We start from the raw sequence: 19,231 nt of genomic DNA, 5'->3' as shown, positions 1-19,231 counted from the left end.
GCCCGCGGGGGCGGGTCAGCGCGGCGGGCGACGCGCCGGCTCCGGGCGTGCCGCCCGGACCTGGTCGAGGTGCTCCCGCGTGGCGGCCACCATCACCGTCAGGAAGCGGCGCACGACCTCCAGCTCGTCCTCGCTGAAGCCGGCCATCGCCGCGTCGGTGCGGCGCCCGAGCGGCTGGAAGAACTCCATGGCCAGCGCGGCGCCCGGGTCGGCGTAGCGCAGGAAGACCTTGCGGCGGTCGCCGGTGTCGCGGTCCCGGCGGACGTGCCCGGCGCGCTCCAGCCGGTCGATCAGCGCGGTCACCGAGCCGGACGACAGGTTCAGCTTCTCCCCCAGGCGGCCCGGGGTGACCGGCGCGCCGGCGAGTTCGGCGTCCATGACGGCGATGAGGGCGTGCAGGTCGGTGCCGTTGAGCCCGTGCAGGCCGGCGAAGGCGTGCCCGACGTGCTGGGCGTCGACCGAGTAGCGCCGCAGGTCGTTGGTGATGTCGGCGACGAGCTGCTCGCGCCGGGTTTCCCGCCGCCGGTACATGCCGTGCGTTGCCACGACGTCGCTTCCCCCTCCCCGTGCGTGCCGGTTGCAGCATAGTCGAGCAGTCGATAATCTCGCCTATCAAGATACTTGGTAGACGCGACAATCGGCTGTTCGGAACTCGCCGGCCCAGCGCGCCCACCAGCCCCGTGCCCACCCCGAAAACCACGAGGGAACCCGATGTCTGTGTTCACCCGCGTCGCCCGCGGTCGGCTCGCCGCCTGGCTCACCGTGGCCGCCGCGATCGTCCTCGGCGCAGCCGTCTTCGGACTCCCGAAGCCCGACAACCCCGCCTCCGTCTCGTCCACCGGGCTCTCCGTCGAGTGGCAGTCCACCCAGGTCGAGCGGCTCCAGGACGAGCTGCCCTCCCGCGACGTCCAACCCGCGATCGTCGTCGTCAGCCGCGCCGACGGCGGCCCGCTCACCGAACCGGACCGCGCGGCGATCACCGCCCGCGAAGGCGAGCTGGGCCGGTTCGCCGTCGGGGGCCGGGTGAGCCCGCCGCAGACCTCCCCCGACGGCACCGTGGCGCTGCTCGCCGTACCGATGTCCACCGCCGCCGGCCAGGAGGCCGTCGCCGGCGCGGTGGCCGACCTCCGCGCCGCCCTCGACGGCCTGCCCGCCGGCCTCACCGCGCAGGTCACCGGCGCCCCCGCGTTCACCGCGGACCTGACGCAGGTCTTCGAGGGCGCGGACGTCACGCTGCTCGCCGTCACCGCCGGCGTCGTCGCGCTGCTGCTGCTCGTCACCTACCGCAGCCCGTTCCTGTGGATCGTGCCGCTCGTCGTCGTCGCGGCCACCGAACAGCTCACGCTGCGGGCCGTCGACACCGTCGTCCCCGCCCTCGGCATCCACCTTCGGGAGGGCGCGGTCACCGGCATCGCCAGCGTCCTCGTCTTCGGCGCCGCCACCGACTACGCCCTGCTGATCATCGCCCGCTACCGGGAGGAACTGCGCCGCGAGGCCGACCGCTTCGCCGCGATGCGCAATGCCCTGCGCCGCACCACCGAACCCATCCTCGCCAGCGGCGGCACGGTCGTGCTCGGCGTGCTCACCCTGCTGCTGTCGGAGCAGGAGAACAACCGGGCCCTCGCCGTGGCCTGCGCCACCGGCGTCGTGTTCGCCATGCTGTCGGCGCTGTTCGTCCTCCCCGCCGCGCTGGTGCTCCTCGGCCGGGGACTGTTCTGGCCGTTCGTGCCCCAGGTCGGCGGCCCCGCGCGCGAGGGTCGGCTGTGGGGCCGGCTCGGCGCCGCCGTCGTCCGCCGCCCGCTGCCGGTCGCGGCGCTCGCGACGCTGCTGCTCGCCGGCCTCGCCCTCGGCGGGCTGGGCATCCGCACCGGCCTGTCGGAGACCGATCAGTTCCGGGTGAAGCCCGAGGCCGTCGCCGGCGCGGAGACCCTCGCCGGAGCCTTCCCCGCCGGCACGACCCAGCCGGTCGCCGTCCTGACCACCCCGGCGGCGGCGCAGGCCGTGACGGCGGCCGCCACGGCCGTCCCCGGGGTCGCCTCCGCCCGCCCCGGGGCCGCCGGCACCGCCGTCGCCCAGATCGACGTGGTGCTCGCGGCCGAGCCGGGCAGCGCCGCCTCGGACCACGCGATCGAGGCGCTGCGCGCCGCCGTCGCCGCGGTGCCCGGCTCCGCCCCGCCACCGGCCGCCGGCGCCGGACAGTCCGACGGGGCCGTCGTCGGCGGCACGGTCGCCGCCACCTACGACTCCACCGAGGCCGACGGCAGGGACCTGCGGCTGATCCTGCCGATCATCCTGCTGCTCGTCGCCGCGGTGCTCGTGCTGCTGCTACGCGGCCTGGTCGCCCCGGCCCTGCTCGTGCTCACCGTCGTCGCGTCGTTCTTCGCCAGCCTCGGCGCGGCCCGGCTGCTGTTCGACCTCGTCCTCGGGTTCCCGGCGCTCGACAGCGGTGTCCTGCTGCTCGCCTTCGTCTTCCTGGTGGCCCTCGGCGTCGACTACAACATCTTCCTCGTCACCCGGGCCCGTGAGGACGCCCGGCGCACCGGCACCCGCGACGGCATGCTCTCGGCCCTGCGCGTCACCGGCGGCGTGATCACCAGCGCGGGGGTGCTGCTCGCGGCGGTCTTCGCCGTCCTCGGCGTGCTGCCGCTGATCCTGCTGACCCAGATCGGGGTCATCGTCTGCATCGGGGTGCTGCTCGACACGCTGCTGGTGCGCACGGTCCTCGTGCCGGCGCTGGCGTTCCTGCTCGGCGACCGCTTCTGGTGGCCCGGCCGGATCCCGCCGGCGCCCACCGGCGAGCCGCGCGACCCGGACCCTAACCGGGGCCGGACGTCCCGCGCGGCCCCGCAGCGGGTTCCGCACCGACCGCCCGGCCCCGGGTCGCCCAGGCGACCATGAACAGCGCGGTCCACGCCACCCCGAGCAGTACCGAGGTGACCGTGCTGCTGGCGGTGCCCTGCCCGAGATAGAGCCGCGCGCCGCCGATGGTGGCCACCCCTGCCGCGGCGGCCGTCCACACCGCCACCGCCACCGGCCAGGGCGCACCCCGCGACAGCAGCCACGCCAGGGTGCACAGGCTCGCCGCCATCACCGCGTTCTGCGTCGCGAACAGCATGCTCTCCTCCCCCGACGCGAGCCGGCCCGGAGCGACCACGTCGGCGACGAGGGCGAGCACCACCAGCGGCAGGAACGCGCCGACGGTGCCCACCACGTCGAGCGGATCGGCCCGCGGCAGCGGCCCGCCACGGGCCGGGCACGGACGCTGCCGCCAGGCCCGACCGGCGGCCACCACCGCCACCAGCGCGATCAGCACCGAGCCGCGCGACACGGAGACCACGGTCAGCGCGACCTCCGCCGCGCCGGGAGTATGCCGGTCGGCGAACCAGCCGGCGATCACGTCGTCGACCACCGCCAGCCCGCTCCACCGCATCGCCGCCCCCAGCAGCCAGGCGATCCCCGACCCGGCCACGAACAGCAGCACCAGCCCCGCGCCCAGGTTGATCAGCAGCGTCCAGCCGGGGCCGACGCGCATCGCCAGCAGGAAGAACAGCACCCCGTACCGGGCGGAGAGCCAGCGCACCGGCGGCAGCGCCGCAGCCCGGGCCAGCAGCGCCCGAGCCGGGTCCGGGTGGCGGCCCAGCCAGCGACCCACCAGCACCACCGCGAGCACGCCGCCGAGCAGCACCAGCACCGCGCTGGTGGCCCGCCCGAGCAGCCGGGACACCGTCTCGTACGACTCCCCGGCCAGGTTGCCCGCCAGCACCGCCCCGCCCACCCAGGTCGCCACGCCCGCGAGGTTCCACGGCGCGAACCGGCGGTACGGCATGCCGGACGCCCCCGCCAGGCGGGGCGCGAGGGTGCGGGCGAACGCCACCCAGCGCGCCGTGCACACCCCCCGCCCGCCGAGCCGCTCCAGCAGCGCGTCGGCGCGCCGCCACCGGTGCGGGCCCACCCGCGCCCCGAACCCGGACGCGCGCAGCCGGGGACCATACCGGCGGCCCGCGCGGAACGCCAACGTGTCCCCGGTCACGGCTGCGACAATCATCACCAGCAGGGCGGGGCCGAGCCGCAGCGCGCCGGTGTACGTGAGGAAGCCGACCAGCAGCAGCGTCGCCTCGCCCGGCACCAGCAGCCCGACGATCACCGCCGTCTCACCGGCCACGATCGCCGCGGCGACCAGGTAGACCAGCAGGGGCGGCAGGCCCTGCACCGAGTTCAGCAGATCGTGCACGACGGCCCCCGGCTCACGCGGCCAGCATGCCAGCCGGGGCACGGGCACCGACAGTCGCACAGCCACCGGATCCGCCGAAGGCCGGGGGGTGACCCCGACGCGGCCCCTGATCCGCGCAGGCGGGAGGATGGAGCCCATGCAGCTTCGCACCGACCTCCGCAACGTCGCCATCATCGCTCACGTCGACCACGGCAAGACCACCCTGGTCGACGCCATGTTGCGGCAGGCCGGCGCCTACGGCGCCCGCGGCGAGACGACCGAGCGGGTGATGGACTCGATGGACCTCGAAAGGGAGAAGGGCATCACCATCCTGGCCAAGAACACCGGCGTGCGCTACCTGCCGGCGGACGGGTCGGAGCCGGTCACCATCAACATCATCGACACCCCGGGCCACGCCGACTTCGGCGGCGAGGTCGAGCGCGGCCTCACCATGGTCGACGGCGTGGTGCTGCTGGTCGACGCCAGCGAGGGCCCGCTGCCGCAGACCCGCTTCGTGCTGCGCAAGGCGCTGCGCGCCCGGATGCCGATCATCCTGGTGATCAACAAGGTGGACCGCCCCGACGCCCGGATCAAGGACGTCGTGGACGACACCTACGAGCTCTTCCTCGACCTGGACGCCGACGAGGAGCAGATCGACTTCCCCATCGTCTACGCCTGCGCCCGCGACGGCATCGCCTCGCTCACCCAGCCTGCCGACGGCTCGGTCCCCCAGGACAGCACGAGCCTGGAGCCGCTGTTCCGCGCCCTGCTCGACACCATCCCGCCGCCCGCGTACGAGCAGGACGCGCCGCTGCAGGCCCACGTCACCAACCTCGACGCCTCGCCGTTCCTCGGCCGGCTGGCGCTGTGCCGGGTCCGGCAGGGCACCATCGCCAAGGGCCAGACCGTCGCCTGGTGCCGCACCGACGGCAGCACCCAGCGGGTCCGCATCTCCGAGATGCTGATGACCGAGGGCCTGGAGCGCAAGCCCGCCGACTCGGCAGGCCCCGGCGACATCATCGCCGTCGCCGGCATCCCCGAGATCATGATCGGCGAGACGCTGGCCGACGCCGAGAACCCGATCGCGCTGCCGCTGATCACCGTCGACGAGCCGGCGATCTCGATGACCATCGGCACCAACACCTCGCCGCTGGTCGGCCGCGTCAAGGGCGCCAAGGTCACCGCCCGGATGGTCAAGGACCGCCTCGACAAGGAGCTGGTCGGCAACGTCTCGCTGCGGGTCCTGCCCACCGAGCGCCCCGACGCCTGGGAGGTCCAGGGGCGCGGCGAGCTGGCCCTGGCCATCCTCGTCGAGCAGATGCGCCGCGAGTCCTACGAGCTGACCGTCGGCAAGCCGCAGGTCGTCACCCGGGAGATCGACGGCAAGACCTGCGAGCCGGTCGAGCGGCTGACCATCGACGCCCCCGACGACTACCTGGGCGCCATAACCCAGCTCCTGGCCACCCGCAAGGGTCGGATGGAACAGCTGGTCAACCACGGCACCGGCTGGATCCGGATGGAGTGGCTGGTTCCCGCGCGCGGCCTGATCGGCTTCCGCACCGAGTTCCTCACCGAGACCCGGGGCACCGGCATCCTGCACCACGTCTTCGAGTCCTACGAGCCGTGGTTCGGCGAGCTGCGTACCCGCAACAACGGCTCGCTGGTCGCCGACCGGGCCGGGGCCGTCACCGCGTTCGCGATGACCAACCTCCAGGAGCGCGGCCAGCTCTTCATCGAGCCGGGCACCGAGGTGTACGAGGGCATGATCGTCGGGGAGAACTCCCGCTCCGACGACATGGACGTCAACATCACCAAGGAGAAGAAGCTCACCAACATGCGGGCGTCGACCTCCGACGAGACCGAGAAGCTGATCCCGCCGCGCAAGCTGTCGCTGGAGCAGGCCCTGGAGTTCTGCCGCGAGGACGAGTGCGTCGAGGTCACCCCGGCCGCGGTCCGCATCCGTAAGGTCGTGCTCGACCAGACCCAGCGCGCCCGCGCCACGGCCCGCCGCAAGCACGCCGGCTGACCCCGGCCCCCGGGCGACCGGGGGCCGGATCGGCTACCGTCACCGGCATGATCTGGGACGAGCTCGACGCCCGCCTGGACGCACTGCCGGGCACCGTCTCGGCGTACGCGGGCCGGGTCGACGCCCCGGCGACCTGGACCCGGCACCCCGACGCCACCCACTACGCGGCCAGCACCATGAAGGTCGCCGTGCTGCTGGCCCTGCACCGGGCCGCCGAGGCCGGCACGCTCGACCTCGACGCCCCGGTGCAGGTGCGCAACGAGTTCGACTCCGCCCTGCCCGGTGCCCCCCGCTTCGCCTGCGCCCGGCACTACGACAACGACGAGGCGGTCTGGGAGCGGGAGAGCGGACACGCGTCCCTACGCTGGCTGGCCGAGCGGATGATCGTGCGCTCCAGCAACCTGGCCACCAACCTCTGCCTGCGCCACGTCGGCCTGCCCGCCGTCGCCGACGCGTGGGCGGTCGCCGGTGCCCGACACAGCGTCACCGGGCGCGGCATCGAGGACTTCGCCGCCCGCGAGGCCGGCATCACCAACCTGGTCACCGCAGCCGACCTGGCCGACCTGCTCGGCGGGCTGGCCGCCGGCGCGACCCGCCCCGGCCCCCTCGCCTCCCCCGCCGGCTGCGCCGCGATGCTCGACGTCCTGTTCGCCCAGGAGTTCCGCGAGGACCTCGCCGCCGGCCTGCCCGACGGCGTCCGCATCGCCCACAAGAACGGCTGGGTGCGCGGCGTGCGGCACGGCGCCGGCGTGGTCCACCCGACCGACGCCCCACCGTACGTGCTGGTCGTCTGCACCACCGGCGACCCGGACGGCGGCGACCCGGACGGCGGCGACCCGGACGGCGGCGACCCGGACGGCGGCGACGGGGCCGGCGACAACGCCTGCCGGTTGCTCGCCGACATCTCCGCCCGGGTCTGGGCGGCCCGCCACGACCTGAGCCCGGCCCCGGCGGGGCCGAGGGCCCGGCAGGACAGCGAGCCGAGAACCGGGCGCGACACCGCCACGTGACACAGCGCAACGCAGGGCGATACGCAGACAAGGCCCTTTGCTCTGCACCCACGGACGCAACGGTCGCATAGCGGTCACGCAACGCATCTGGCCGCCGCTTCCACCCGTGACCTTCATTCGGCGCATCCGCAGCTCAGCGACGTGTTGCGTAGATGGGTGCAGAGCAAAGGGGGAGCGGGATGTCTGCTCGGGTCGCAGGACCATGACACAGCGTCAGCCGGACCGCCATTCGCCATCGCTTCCCGCAGCCGTCACGGAACGCGATCAGCGAACGGCGCGCCTCAGTCCAGCAGGTTGTCCCGCAGCGCCGCCAGGTGCCCCTGTGTCAGCCCCAGCCCGTCGCGCAGGTACGCGTCGAACGAGCCGTGCACCCGCCGGACCTCCGCGTACGCGGCGTCCAGGTACGCCTCCCGCACCTCCATCAGCGGCCGGATCGCCGCCTCCGCCAGCTCCGGCTGCCGGGCCCGCATCGCGGCCAGGACGACCTCCTTGAGGCTCTCCGTCCGCTCGTTGGTCCGCAGGTAGTCCGCCCGGATCGCCGCCTCGTCCACCCCCAGCGCGGTGAGCAGCACGACCGACAGCCAGCCGGTGCGGTCCTTGCCGGCCGAGCAGTGGAACAGCAGCGGCAGGCTGCCCGCGTCGGCGGCCAGCCGGGCCGCCCCGCCGAAGCCCGCCCGGGCCGCTTCGCCCGTGACGAACCACCGGTAGATCTCCGCCATCGCCGCCGGGCTGCCCTGCAGGGCCAGCGCCGTCTCCGCGCGCAGGTCGTGCCCGAGCAGCACCTCCGACACGGCCGTGAAGACCGGGTGCGCCGGGTCGTACACCGGCAGGCGCACCACGCGGGGCTCACCGGGCAACCGGTTCGGCGGGGCCGCCGCGATCTCCGAATCGTCGCGCAGGTCCACCACGCAGACCGGGGCGATCTTCCCCAGCACCGGCAGGTCCTCGTCGGTCAACCGGCCCAGCGCCGGGGTCCGGATCAGCCGGCCCGCCCGCACCCGCCGCCCGTCCAACCCCACCATGCCGCCGAGGTCGCGCGCGTTCGGCGCCCCCACCAGCTCCCAGTCCCGCCCGCCCATCCGGCCTCCCCTGTCGTCGCCGTGCCCTGTATAGGGTGCCCCACGTGACGATCACCGCGGTACACACCCATCGGCTTTCCGCGCCCCTGCACACCCCGTTCGTGACCGCGCTGCGCCGCACCACCACCACCGACACGCTGATCGTGGAGCTCGTCGACGCCGACGGGCGGTCCGGCTTCGGCGAGGCCCCGCAGGTGTGGCAGGTGACCGGGGCGTCGCTGGCCGGGGCGGAGGCGTGCGTGCGGGAGATGCTCGCGCCGGGCCTGGTCGGCCGGGACGCCGACGACCTCGTGGCCCGGTGCGCCGAGGTGCGCCGCGCGGTGGCCGGCAACGAGGCCGCCAGGGCGGCGGTGGACACCGCCCTGCACGACCTGGCCGCGCGGCGGCTCGGCGTACCCCTGGTGCGGTTGCTCGGCGGCACGGCCCTGCGCGTGCCGACGGACGTCACCCTCGCCGCGGGCGACGCCACCGACCTGGCCGCCGCCGCCCGGCAGCGACGCGGCGAGGGGTTCTCGGTGCTCAAGCTGAAGGTGGGCACCGACGCGGCGGGCGACCTGGAGCGGGTCCGGGCGGTCCGGGCCGCAGTCGGCCCCGACGTGCGCATCCGGCTCGACGCCAACCAGGGTTGGACCCCCCGCGAGGCGGTCCGCGTGATCCGCGGCATCGAGGACGCCGGCCTCGGCGTCGAACTGGTGGAGCAGCCGGTGTCCCGCTGGGACCTAGACGGGCTGGCCTGGGTCAGCGACCGGGTCGGCCTGCCGATCCTGGCCGACGAGTCGGTGTTCGGCGTGCGCGACCTGGTCGAGGTGATCCGCCGCCGGGCCGCCGACATGGTCAACGTCAAGCTGGCCAAGTGCGGCGGCCTGCACGCCGCCCGCACGCTGCTGGACCTGGCCGCCGAGCACGGGGTCGGCACCGTCGTCGGCTCGATGATGGAGAGCCAGGTCGGGCTCGGCGCCGCGGCCAGCCTGGTCGCCGCGCACGGGACCAGCGCCGTCTCCGACCTCGACGCCGCCTGGTGGCTGGCCTGGTCGCCGGTGCGGGGCGGCATCCGGTACGACGGGGCGACCGTGGTGCTGCCGGACACGCCCGGCCTCGGCATCACCTCCGTGTCTGAAGCAAAGATTCAGCAGACTGGTTGATTGGTGGCGCTTTCTTTCATAAGGTCGCGACAGGGACGCCGCGAACTGGGGGTGGACGTGGAGCTGCAACCGGGCCGCGAGGCCGTCGTCCGGGTCGCGGTCGCGACCCTCTGGTCCCAACCCGAGGCGGTACGCCCCGTCGACCGTCCCGCCCTCGACGCCCACGCCGACGTCGCCGCCTGGATCTCCGGCATGGATGCCGACCAACAGGTCGGCGAGTGCGTGCTGAGTCAACTGCTGCTCGGCGAACGGGTGCTGGTCACGGACGTACGCCCGGACGGCTGGGCGCACGTCGTGGCCGTCGAGCAGCCGGCGGCCCGGCTCGACCCGCGCGGCTACCCCGGCTGGCTCCCGGCCGCCCAACTCGCCCCACCGCGGGCCGACGCCCCGGCGGCCCCGGTCGCCCCGGCCACCCCCTGGGTCGTCGACGCGACCGTCACCGCCCTGCGCGCCGCCCCGGCCGGCCGGCCGGTCGTCACCGGGGTCGTCCTCGGCACCCGACTGACCCCGGTCGGCCCCCCGGTGGACGCCTGGCGGCCGGTGCGCGCCCCCGGCCACGAACCACCGCTCTGGCTGCCCGAGGCGCACCTCGTGCCGGCGTCCGCCGCGCCCCCGTCCCCGGCGGACGTGCTGACCGTCGCCGCCCGGCTGCGCGACGTGGCCTACGTGTGGGGTGGCGTGTCGGCGTACGGGATCGACTGCTCCGGCCTGGTGCACCTGGCCTGGCGGCGGTTCGGCGTGGTGCTGCCCCGCGACGCCGCCGACCAGGCCAACGCGACCACCCCGCTGCCCCTGGGCGCCGAACGCGCCGGCGACCTGTACTTCTTCGCTCGGCCCGGCCGGCAGATCCACCACATCGGCTTCGTCAGCGCCGCCCCGGACGGTGACGCCGACCGGCGCATCCTGCACGCCTGCTACCAGCACCGGCGGGTCCTGGAGGAGACGATGCCGGCCGAGCGGACGGCCACCCTGGTCGGCGTGCACCGGGTCTGAACCGCCCGAGACGCGAAAAGGGCGCTCCCGGTGCCGGAAGCGCCCCTTTCGTCGAGGCAGGGTCAGCCGCGTGCCGAGGTCAGCTCGCGCCGCCTGTCCCGGGCCGACTTGATCAGGCTGGCCACGGTCGCCACCGAGAGGGTGCCGAGGATGACCGTCAGGGAGAGCCAGATCGGGATGTGCGGGGCCCAGGCCACCGGATCGCCGCCGTTGACGAACGGCAGGTTGTTGTCGGCCAGGGCCTCCAGCACCAGCTTGACGCCGATGAAGCCGAGCACCACCGCCAGGCCGTAGCTGAGGTAGATCAGCCGGTTCAGCAGCCCGCCGAGCAGGAAGTAGAGCTGGCGCAGGCCCATCAGCGCGAAGACGTTCGCGGTGAAGACCAGATACGGCTCCTGGGTGATGCCGAAGATCGCCGGGATCGAGTCCAGCGCGAAGATCAGGTCGGTGGTGCCGATGGCGATCATGACGATCAGCATCGGGGTGAACAGTCGTCGGCCCGCCTCGTGCGTGGTCATCTTGGCGCCGTCGTAGTCCCTGGAGATCGGCAACGCCTTGCGGCTCCACCGGATCAGCAGGTTCTCGCTGAACTCGTCCTCGTCCGGCTCGCCCTGGCGGGCCAGGTTCACCGCGGTGTAGATGAGGAACGCGCCGAAGATGTAGAAGACCCAGGAGAACTGGGAGATCAGGGCCGCACCGGCGGCGATGAACCCGCCGCGCATGAGCAGCGCCAGCACGATGCCGATGAGCAGCACCTTCTGCTGATACTGCCGGGGCACCCCGAAACGGGCCATGATGATCACGAAAACGAACAGGTTGTCCACCGAGAGGCTGTACTCGGTGAGCCAGCCGGTGTAGAACTCACCGGCCACCCCGGGGCCGGAGAAGATCCACAACCCGGCTCCGAAGAGCAGTGCCAGCCCGACGTAGAAGCCGACCCACAGGCTCGACTCGCGGACGCTCGGCTCGTGCGGCCGCCGGCCGATGATCAGCAGGTCGACGACCAGAACCGCTGTCAGTGCGACGAGAGTCCCCGCCCACACCAATCCGGACACGTTCAATCCCATCCTCCGGCAGACACACGGCGTCGGGCACACCGTAGCCCGCCGGGGCGGGTGGGTGTGGTGACGCGGACACTGGTGGCTGTCGGAGGTCTCTTCCGTCGCCGACCCGCGAGCGGGCCGACAACCTACGGAGCCGGGTCGCGCCGCCGGGGGGCGGTCGACCGTGCTGACGACTCCGTCGCGGGGGAATACTCCCCTCCTTCGTGCCCATTGTTCACCATCGCGAGGCCGAAGCGCATCTCCGGTGGCGGACGTCTCCGCGCGCAGAGCGTCCTAGGAGGCCATCCCAGGACCGGTGGCGGCGCGGATCGCCCCCCCCCCGCAGTGGACACTGCCACCCCGGCGGACCAGGCCCAGCCGGCAACGTGCAAGGCTCTCGGCATGGTGCTTGAGGTTGCGCTCATCGACGTGACGCCCGGACACGAGGACGACTTCGCCGCCGCGTACGCGCGGGGGCACGAGATCCTGGCCGGCACGCCCGGCTGCCGCTCCGTCCGGATGACCCGGGGCATCGAGTCGCCGACGCGGTTCGTACTGCTGGTCGAGTGGGATTCCGTGGCGGCCCACGAGGAGAACTTCCGCGAGACCGAGCGGTTCCAGCAGTGGCGGGCGCTGATCGGCCCGCACTTCGCCGGCCCGCCGCTGGTCGAGCACTTCGTCGACGTCCCGGCCTGAGACGCACCGGCCCGACCGGTCGCCGCCCCCGCCCGCCCTGCCCCGCCGGGATTGTCGTACCCGCCGGCTACCGTGCGCTCGCGCGCGTGGCCACCGGCCCCGACGGGCTCGGGGTTGCCGGGCCCGGTGGCCGCGCGACGATGATCGCTGCCGGTCCACCGGCCCGACCCGTGCGTCAGTCCGGGCCGGGAGGTCAGTCCGGGCCGGGAGGTCAGTCCGGGCCGGGAGGTCAGTCCGGGCCGGGAGGTCAGTCCAGGGGCGCGCGGGGCCGGGGCAACGCCGCGCCCTCCGGCCGGCCCCTGACCGACGACCGCCCACCGAGGTCGGCCGCCGCCGGCAACGACGGGTCGTCGGCCAGCCGGGCCAGCAGCGCCGCCGTCTCCGCCGCCGGGAGCGCAGCGTCGAGGAGCCGCTCGACCACCGTGTCGTACCAGGCGAGATCGGCCGCGGAGACCAGCCGCACGTCGGTGGTCAACGCCTCCAGCATCACCGTGCGCGGGTCGGCCGGGTCGGGGAACGAGTATCGGGTGAACGGGGTCAGCGGATGCGCGCCCCCGGCCGTCGCCCCGGGCGGAACCACCCGAACCGTCACGTTCGGCTTGCCCGCCAGATTGACCAGGTGGCGCAGCTGCTCGCGCCAAATGCCGTCGGGCACGCCGCCCGAGTCGCAGGCCGTGAGCTCCAGCAGCGCCGTATACCGCGGTGGCTCCGGCCGGTGCAGCACCTCCTGCCGAACCAGCCGGGCCCGCACGTCGGTCTCCACGTCGACGTCGGGGTGCAGCAGCCGGGCCACCCCGAGCCGCAGCCGCGCGTACGCCGGGGTCTGCAGAAGCCCCGGTATGACGGCGGGCTGGTATTCCACGACGGTGGCCGCCCCGGCCTCCAGTTCGGCGTAGGCGCGCTGCCGCTCCCCCATCCCGCCGAGCGTCTTCCACCAGCCGCGGCCGGTCGCCGCGTCCCGGGCGATGACGATCAGCGCGTCACGCTCGTCCGACGCGACCCGGTAGACGTCCAGCAGGTCGAGCACGTCGGCGAGATCGGGCCGGCTCTGCCCCAGCTCGATGCGGGACAGCTTGGAGGTGGAGGCCCAACCCAGCCGTTCGCAGACCTGCTCCAGCGTCAGCTCCTCCCGCCTGCGCAGTTGGCGCAACTCGGCACCGAGTCGCGCCCGTCGAATCACCGGACTCGTTGGCAACGGCATCCCCGCCTCCCCAGGACGGAGAGTACGCAGATCGATCACGCGCTGCAATACCTCGCTTGCTTACGGCGACGGCATCCGACGCCCCGGAAGCGGCCCGGGGTCACTTCACGCCGGCCGCGTCCATCCCCCGCAACTCCTTCTTGAGGTCGGCGACCTCGTCGCGGATGCGGGCGGCCAGCTCGAACTGCAACTCCCGGGCGGCGGCGAGCATCTGGTCGTTGAGCTCCTGGATGAGCTGGGCCAGATCGGCCCGGGCCATCCCCTCCCGCGACGGCCCTCCCGCGCCGGCCCGGCTGCGGCTGCGGGCCTCCTTGACCGGCGCCTTGCCCCGGGACAGCTGCCGCGCCGCGCCACCGACCCGGGAACTCTCGGTGTCCTCCGCCTCCCGGTAGATGTCGTCGAGGATGTCGTGGATCTTCTTGCGCAGCGGCTCGGGGCTGATCCCGTGCGCCTCGTTGTGGGCGACCTGCTTGGCCCGACGCCGGTTGGTCTCGTCGATCGCCTCCGCCATCGACGGGGTGATCTTGTCCGCGTACATGTGCACCTGACCGGAGACGTTGCGGGCCGCCCGGCCGATGGTCTGGATCAGCGACCGGCCGCTGCGCAGGAAGCCCTCCTTGTCGGCGTCCAGGATCGCCACGAGGGACACCTCGGGCAGGTCCAGTCCCTCGCGGAGCAGGTTGATGCCCACCAGCACGTCGTACTCGCCCTTGCGCAGCTCGCGCAGCAGCTCGACCCGGCGCAGCGTGTCGACCTCGGAGTGCAGATACCGCACCCGGACGCCGTTCTCCAGCAGGTAGTCGGAGAGATCCTCCGCCATCTTCTTGGTCAGCGTGGTGACCAGGACCCGCTCGTCGCGCTCGGTGCGCAGCCTGATCTCGTGCATCAGGTCGTCGATCTGCCCCTTGGTGGGCTTCACCACCACCTCGGGGTCGATCAGGCCGGTCGGGCGGATCACCTGCTCGACGAACTCACCCTGGGCCTGCTCCAGCTCCCACGAGCCGGGCGTCGCGGAGAGGAAGACCAGCTGGCCCACCCGCTCCAGGAACTCGTCGAAGCGCAGCGGCCGGTTGTCGGCGGCGCTGGGCAGCCGGAAGCCGTGGTCGATGAGCATCCGCTTGCGGGACGCGTCGCCCTCGTACATGCCGCCGATCTGCGGGATCGTCACGTGCGACTCGTCGACGACGGTGAGGAAGTCGTCGGGGAAGTAGTCGAGCAGGCAGTGCGGCGGGCTGCCGGGCAGCCGGCCGTCGATGTGCATCGAGTAGTTCTCGATGCCGGAGCAGAAGCCGACCTGCCGCATCATCTCCAGGTCGTAGGTGGTGCGCATCCGCAGCCGCTGCGCCTCCAACAGCTTGCCCTGCCGCTCCAGCTCGGCGAGGCGCTCGGCCAACTCCGTCTCGATGTCGCGGGTGGCCCGTTCCATCCGCTCCGGGCCGGCGGCGTAGTGGGTGGCCGGGAAGATCATCAGGCTGTCGACCTCGCGGACCGCGTCACCGGTGAGCGGGTTCAGGTAGTAGAGCTTCTCCACCTCGTCGCCGAACAGCTCGATCCGGACGGCGAGCTCCTCGTATGCCGGGATGATCTCCAGCGTGTCGCCGCGGACCCGGAACGTGCCCCGCTGGAACGCCATGTCGTTGCGGGTGTACTGGATGTCGACGAGGCGGCGCAGCAGCTGGTCGCGGTCGAGCTCCTGCCCGACGGCGACCCGGACGGCGCGGTCGAGGTATTCCTCCGGGGTGCCCAGGCCATAGATCGCCGAGACGGTGGCCACCACGACCACGTCGCGGCGGGTCAGCAGCGACATGGTCGCCGAGTGCCGCAGCCGCTCGACCTCCTCGTTGATCGAGGAGTCCTTCTCGATGTAGGTGTCGGTCTGCGGGATGTAGGCCTCGGGCTGGTAGTAGTCGTAGTAGGAGACGAAGTATTCCACCGCGTTGTGCGGCAGCAACTCGCCGAACTCCTTCGCCAGCTGCGCGCAGAGCGTCTTGTTGGGGGCCAGCACCAGGGTGGGCCGCTGCAACCGCTCGACGAGCCAGGCCGTGGTGGCGCTCTTGCCCGTGCCGGTCGCGCCGAGCAGCACGGTGTTGCGGTCGCCGCGCCGGACCCGGCGCTCCAGGTCGTCGATGGCGGCCGGCTGGTCGCCGGCCGGCTGGAACTCGCTGACGACCTGGAAACGGCCGTCGAGCCGGGGAATGTCGAGCGCCATGACCCCACCGTACGCCCGGGGTCCGACAGCCTGGGACGACTACCGTCGGTCCGTGATCGGCTTCGATGTTCGCATTGTGTGGCGGATTTCACCGCGCTAAGGTATGGCCGTAGGCCGCTCGCGGCGGCCGTCCGGGCCGGCGGCTCGGCCTTCGACGGCCGGCACGCCCCCGGCACAGGGGTCGCAGCACCCGGGACATCACCGGCGTGCGCACCCGACGTGGTCGCGCGCAGGCGCAGACCGGCCGCCGCGAACGCCCCCAGCCAGCCCGGGCCGGGCGTCACCTGTCCCGCTCGCCGCACGTTCATCCTCGCGTGGAGAATTCCCCCGGGCCGACGCCCCGATCCGCCCGGCCGACGCGGCCGACGCCATCGCCCGCCGAGGGCCGGGCCCAGTCCACGGCGGCGCTCCCGGTCGTCGTCGCCCCCGTTCGGGGCCGGCGCGGCTGCCGGGGGCCCGCACACCGCGCCCGCCCGGGCGGCGGACGCGGCGGCGGGGCCAGGGTCGGGCCCGAGCCCGCCGGGCGCCGGCGTACCGCCGAGCTCGTCCTGGGGGTGGTCGCCGCCGCTGCCGCGGCGGGCCTGGCCGTCGGTTTGCTGACCTGGGTGCCGGCGGCACCGGAGCCGTCCCGGCCGCTGACCCCGGCGGAGGCGGAGCGCCTCGCCGCCGTGCGGGTCACCAACCACCGGGACGTGCGCTCCGGCCTGCGCCTCACCGTCGGCGAGGCCCGCGCCCGCACCGACGTCCTGGGCTGGGTCGACTGGTCCCGGCCGCTGGCCTACCTGGACGTCGGCGGGCCCGGCGCCGGCCCGCACCGAGGGCTGGTCCAGGCGGTCCCCGGGCTGCTGCTGACCCGGCCCGATCCGACGGCGGTGCCCGCCCCGGCATATCCGCCGCTGGTGCCGCCGGCCGACGGCTGGCGGGTGGGCGACGCGTCCGCCGCCCGGTCCCTAGGCCCTGCGGTCGACCTGCTCTTCGCGCTCGCCGCGCCCCGTCCCGAGCCGGCCGGGGACTTCCCGGCCGACGACGCCCGGTGGCTGGCCCCGGCCGAGGCGGGCGGGCTGCCGGTGGACGTGCTCCGGTCCCGCCTGCCCGACGACGCCGGTCGGGTCGACGGCAGCGCCCTCCCGTCCCCGCCCGGCCCGAGCGGCGAGGGCCGGCCCGGCGGCGCGGCGAGCCGGAGCACCCCGACCGACCGGCCGAGCGCGTCGACGACGAGCAGGTCGGCGCCGAACGCCTGGCCCGCGCCGGCGATCAGCCTGCCGGCCGCGGCCGGTCCGCTGCTCGACGGGACCGCCCGCTGGTGGGTCGACCGGGACGCCCGGCTGCACCGGCTGGAGGGACGCCTGCGGGGCGGCGTACCGGTGACCCTGGAGCTGCAGCGGGCCAACCGGCCGGTGCTGTGGCCGGTGGCCGCGCTCGGTGGCCGCGCGGGACTGCCCCGGGCGCTCACCGGCCCCGAGGAGGACCGGCTGGCCCGGCTGGCGACCCGGATGCGGGCCCGGGGAGGGGCCGTCGCCACACTCACCGCGCCCGTCGCCCCGGGCGGGGCCGTGCGCGGCACCGGCTGGCTCAGCTGGACGGCGGGGGCGGCGTACCTGTCGGTTGGCGGCGCCGGCGCGTGGCCCGGCCGGACGCTGCGCCGCTACGACGCCAGCGGCGTCTGGTCGGCGCCCGCCACCGGCGCCCCGACCGTCCCGCCACCGCTGCCGCCGCCGCGCGCCGGGCCCGCCTGGCACCACCGCACGCCCGACGCCGACGACACGGACGACGTCGACCTGCTGCTGGCCGCCGCGCTGCGCGTCGGCGCGGCGGAGTCGACGGGCGCGGCGACCCGGATCCGCGGGGACCGCCTCGCCGACCGGGCCGTCGACGTGATCGACGTGGACACGGGGCGCGGCACGCTGCGCTGCTGGATCGACCGGTCCGGGCTGCTGCGTCGCGTGGAGTTGCGCACCCGACTCGGCACGTACGCCCAGCTCGACCTGACGCCGGGCCCGGTGCCGGCGCTGCCGCCGGTGGCCCCGCCGCCGGCCACGCCGCGCGTCCCGCGCTGACGCCAGCGAGGCGGCCGTGCCGGCGACGCCAGCTGGTCCGCAGCCGGCTCAGGGCCGCCAGCCGGTGCGCGCGGCCCACTCCTCGGCGCGGTGGTGCTCCTCGTCGAACCACGGGTCCCGCGCCGTGGTGTGGTCGCCCCCGTCCGGCGCGCTGGCCGCCGGGTCCCCCTTGAGCGTCAGGTACGCGGCCCGCTGGTCCGGGTCGGCGCGCAGGTGGTCGCGCATCAGCAGCGCGTACCGCCAGCCGGGCGAGCCCTCCGCGCGCAGGTGCAGGCGCACCGGGCGGCCCGGATCGGCGCTGCCGTGCAGCCGCTTCTCCCACCGGCCGCTGCCCGCCGGACGGGGGCTGTCCCACCACTGGCCGGCGATCCGGGGGAACCCGGCCGCGGCGAGGCGCTCGGCGAGGACGCCGTCCGCCTCGGCCAGGCTCGGCACGGTCAGCTGGATGTCGATGACGTCCCGGGCGGCGAGGCCGGCGACGGCCGTCGAGCCGACGTGGTCGATCCGCCGACCGGCCGGGGCGAGCGCGTGCCGGAGCCGAGCGGCCAGCCGGGCGTACTGCTGGGGCCAGGTCGGGTCCGGGCCGGTCAGGGCGGTCCCGTCGGGTTCGGCCACCCGGCGGAGCCGGAGGTTCTCCTCGTACGGCAGCAGCCGGTCGCGCCACAGCCGGTCCACCTCGGTGTGCAGCTCGTCGAGGGTGCCGTCGTTGTGCAGCACCACGTCCGCGACCACCTCCCGGCGGGCGTCGTCGGCCTGCGCGGCGATCCGCCGCTCGGCCTCCGCCCGGCTCATTCCCCGGTCGCGCGCCAACCGCGCGAGCCGGGCGGCGACCTCCGTCTGCACCACGACCACCAGGTGGTACGTCGGCGCGAGCCCCACCTCGACCAGGAGCGGCACGTCGTTGACCACGACGGCGTCGGGGGCGGCCCCGGCGGCCAGCTCGGCGGTCCGCGCCCGGACCCGGGGGTGGGTGATCGCCTCCAGCCGGCGGCGGGCCGCCCCGTCGGCGAAGACCAGCCCGCCCAGTGCGGGCCGGTCCAGAGCCCCGTCGGGGCCGACGACCCGGTCACCGAAGGCGGCCACGATCTCCGCCAGCCCCGCGCTGCCCGGGGCGACCACCTCGCGGGCGATCCGGTCGGAATCGATCACCACCGCGCCGAGCGCGGCCAGCCGGGCCGCAGCGGCGCTCTTGCCGGACCCGATCCCGCCAGTCAGTCCCACCATCAGCACGGCAACAGTCAACCGGATCGTCAGCCGCGCCGCCAACCCGGCCGAAGACGTCCCAGCTTCCGCGCGGTCGCGCCGCCCGATGATCGCGCCCGATCAGGGAAGGAGTGGCCTCGGGCCGGGTCCGAAGCCACTCGATCCACGATCGAGCACGATCTTGCCGGCCCGCCCGCCGGAGAGCGGAGGCAAGGGACGGGCAGGGACAAGGGACGGGCAGGCGGGAACGACGAAGGGCCCCGTCTGGCGGCCCGGTGGAACCGGATCGCGGGACGGGGCCCGTCGTCGTCAGCGGCGGCTCCTCGCCGGGCGCGTCAGCCGCGCCGGTGAGGAGTCGTCAC

The 19,231-nt window shown here is 74.5% G+C and carries 13 protein-coding genes and 1 pseudogene; 7 read left to right on the top strand and 7 right to left on the bottom strand.

The window, feature by feature from the left end:
* Positions 1-15: 15 nt before the first annotated feature.
* Positions 16-531 carry a MarR family winged helix-turn-helix transcriptional regulator gene (locus ACFT41_RS24835; protein WP_377614004.1) on the bottom strand — a complete coding sequence of 172 codons (516 nt, stop codon included), beginning with the start codon at positions 529-531 and terminating at the stop codon, positions 16-18.
* A gap of 180 nt (positions 532-711) precedes the next feature.
* On the opposite strand from ACFT41_RS24835, the pseudogene ACFT41_RS24830 reads away from it, so the two are divergent.
* A pseudogene (locus ACFT41_RS24830) lies at positions 712-2,817 on the top strand (MMPL family transporter); the annotation flags it as partial.
* On the opposite strand, the gene ACFT41_RS24825 reads toward ACFT41_RS24830, so the two are convergent.
* A complete protein-coding gene (locus ACFT41_RS24825) occupies positions 2,816-4,231 on the bottom strand; it encodes a DedA family protein (protein WP_377588044.1) in 1,416 nt (471 codons plus the stop codon). The pseudogene ACFT41_RS24830 and the gene ACFT41_RS24825 overlap by 2 nt on opposite strands.
* Before the next feature lie 136 nt (positions 4,232-4,367).
* Between ACFT41_RS24825 and typA the strand changes: the two genes are divergently transcribed.
* Together typA and ACFT41_RS24815 are read left to right on the top strand one after the other, a co-directional pair.
* Positions 4,368-6,236 (top strand): translational GTPase TypA, encoded by a 1,869-nt coding sequence (typA, locus tag ACFT41_RS24820; RefSeq protein WP_377588045.1) that lies wholly within the window; start codon positions 4,368-4,370, stop codon positions 6,234-6,236.
* A gap of 47 nt (positions 6,237-6,283) precedes the next feature.
* Complete coding sequence (locus ACFT41_RS24815; RefSeq protein WP_377588046.1) at positions 6,284-7,246, top strand: serine hydrolase; 963 nt, start codon at positions 6,284-6,286, stop codon at positions 7,244-7,246.
* Between the two features lie 281 nt (positions 7,247-7,527).
* On the opposite strand, the gene ACFT41_RS24810 is transcribed toward ACFT41_RS24815, so the two are convergent.
* Entirely contained in the window at positions 7,528-8,325 is a 798-nt protein-coding gene (locus ACFT41_RS24810) for a tyrosine-protein phosphatase (RefSeq protein ID WP_377588047.1), read from the bottom strand.
* 44 nt (positions 8,326-8,369) lie between these two features.
* Here ACFT41_RS24810 and ACFT41_RS24805 point away from each other — a divergent pair, with 44 nt between their 5' ends.
* Positions 8,370-9,467 carry a mandelate racemase/muconate lactonizing enzyme family protein gene (locus ACFT41_RS24805; protein ID WP_377588048.1) on the top strand — a complete coding sequence of 366 codons (1,098 nt, stop codon included), beginning with the start codon at positions 8,370-8,372 and terminating at the stop codon, positions 9,465-9,467.
* Positions 9,468-9,524: 57 nt separating this feature from the next.
* Positions 9,525-10,460, top strand: coding sequence for an NlpC/P60 family protein (locus ACFT41_RS24800; protein WP_377588049.1), 936 nt, complete (start codon positions 9,525-9,527; stop codon positions 10,458-10,460).
* 62 nt (positions 10,461-10,522) lie between these two features.
* Here the strand turns inward: ACFT41_RS24800 and ACFT41_RS24795 are convergent, their stop codons facing one another.
* Positions 10,523-11,521 carry a TerC family protein gene (locus ACFT41_RS24795; protein WP_377588050.1) on the bottom strand — a complete coding sequence of 333 codons (999 nt, stop codon included), beginning with the start codon at positions 11,519-11,521 and terminating at the stop codon, positions 10,523-10,525.
* 384 nt (positions 11,522-11,905) lie between these two features.
* Between ACFT41_RS24795 and ACFT41_RS24790 the strand changes: the two genes are divergently transcribed.
* Positions 11,906-12,199, top strand: coding sequence for an antibiotic biosynthesis monooxygenase (locus ACFT41_RS24790; protein WP_036372516.1), 294 nt, complete (start codon positions 11,906-11,908; stop codon positions 12,197-12,199).
* A 247-nt stretch (positions 12,200-12,446) separates the two neighbouring features.
* Here the strand turns inward: ACFT41_RS24790 and ACFT41_RS24785 are convergent, their stop codons facing one another.
* Positions 12,447-13,400: a helix-turn-helix domain-containing protein gene (locus tag ACFT41_RS24785; protein WP_377588051.1), complete on the bottom strand. Its 954-nt coding sequence runs from the start codon at positions 13,398-13,400 to the stop codon at positions 12,447-12,449.
* Positions 13,401-13,500: 100 nt separating this feature from the next.
* Positions 13,501-15,609 carry an excinuclease ABC subunit UvrB gene (gene uvrB / locus ACFT41_RS24780; protein ID WP_377588052.1) on the bottom strand — a complete coding sequence of 703 codons (2,109 nt, stop codon included), beginning with the start codon at positions 15,607-15,609 and terminating at the stop codon, positions 13,501-13,503.
* A gap of 314 nt (positions 15,610-15,923) precedes the next feature.
* Between uvrB and ACFT41_RS24775 the strand changes: the two genes are divergently transcribed.
* The gene (locus tag ACFT41_RS24775) at positions 15,924-17,666 is read left to right on the top strand and encodes a hypothetical protein (RefSeq protein ID WP_377588053.1); all 1,743 of its coding nucleotides are present in this window, start codon (positions 15,924-15,926) and stop codon (positions 17,664-17,666) included.
* Between the two features lie 48 nt (positions 17,667-17,714).
* Here ACFT41_RS24775 and coaE read toward each other — a convergent pair whose 3' ends face one another.
* A complete protein-coding gene (coaE, locus tag ACFT41_RS24770) occupies positions 17,715-18,896 on the bottom strand; it encodes a dephospho-CoA kinase (RefSeq protein WP_377588054.1) in 1,182 nt (393 codons plus the stop codon).
* Positions 18,897-19,231 lie beyond the last annotated feature (335 nt).

The organism is Micromonospora sp. NPDC057141, assembly GCF_042670805.1.
Classification (GTDB): Bacteria; Actinomycetota; Actinomycetes; order Mycobacteriales; family Micromonosporaceae; genus Micromonospora.
This window is presented reverse-complemented; position numbering and strand designations above follow the sequence as displayed.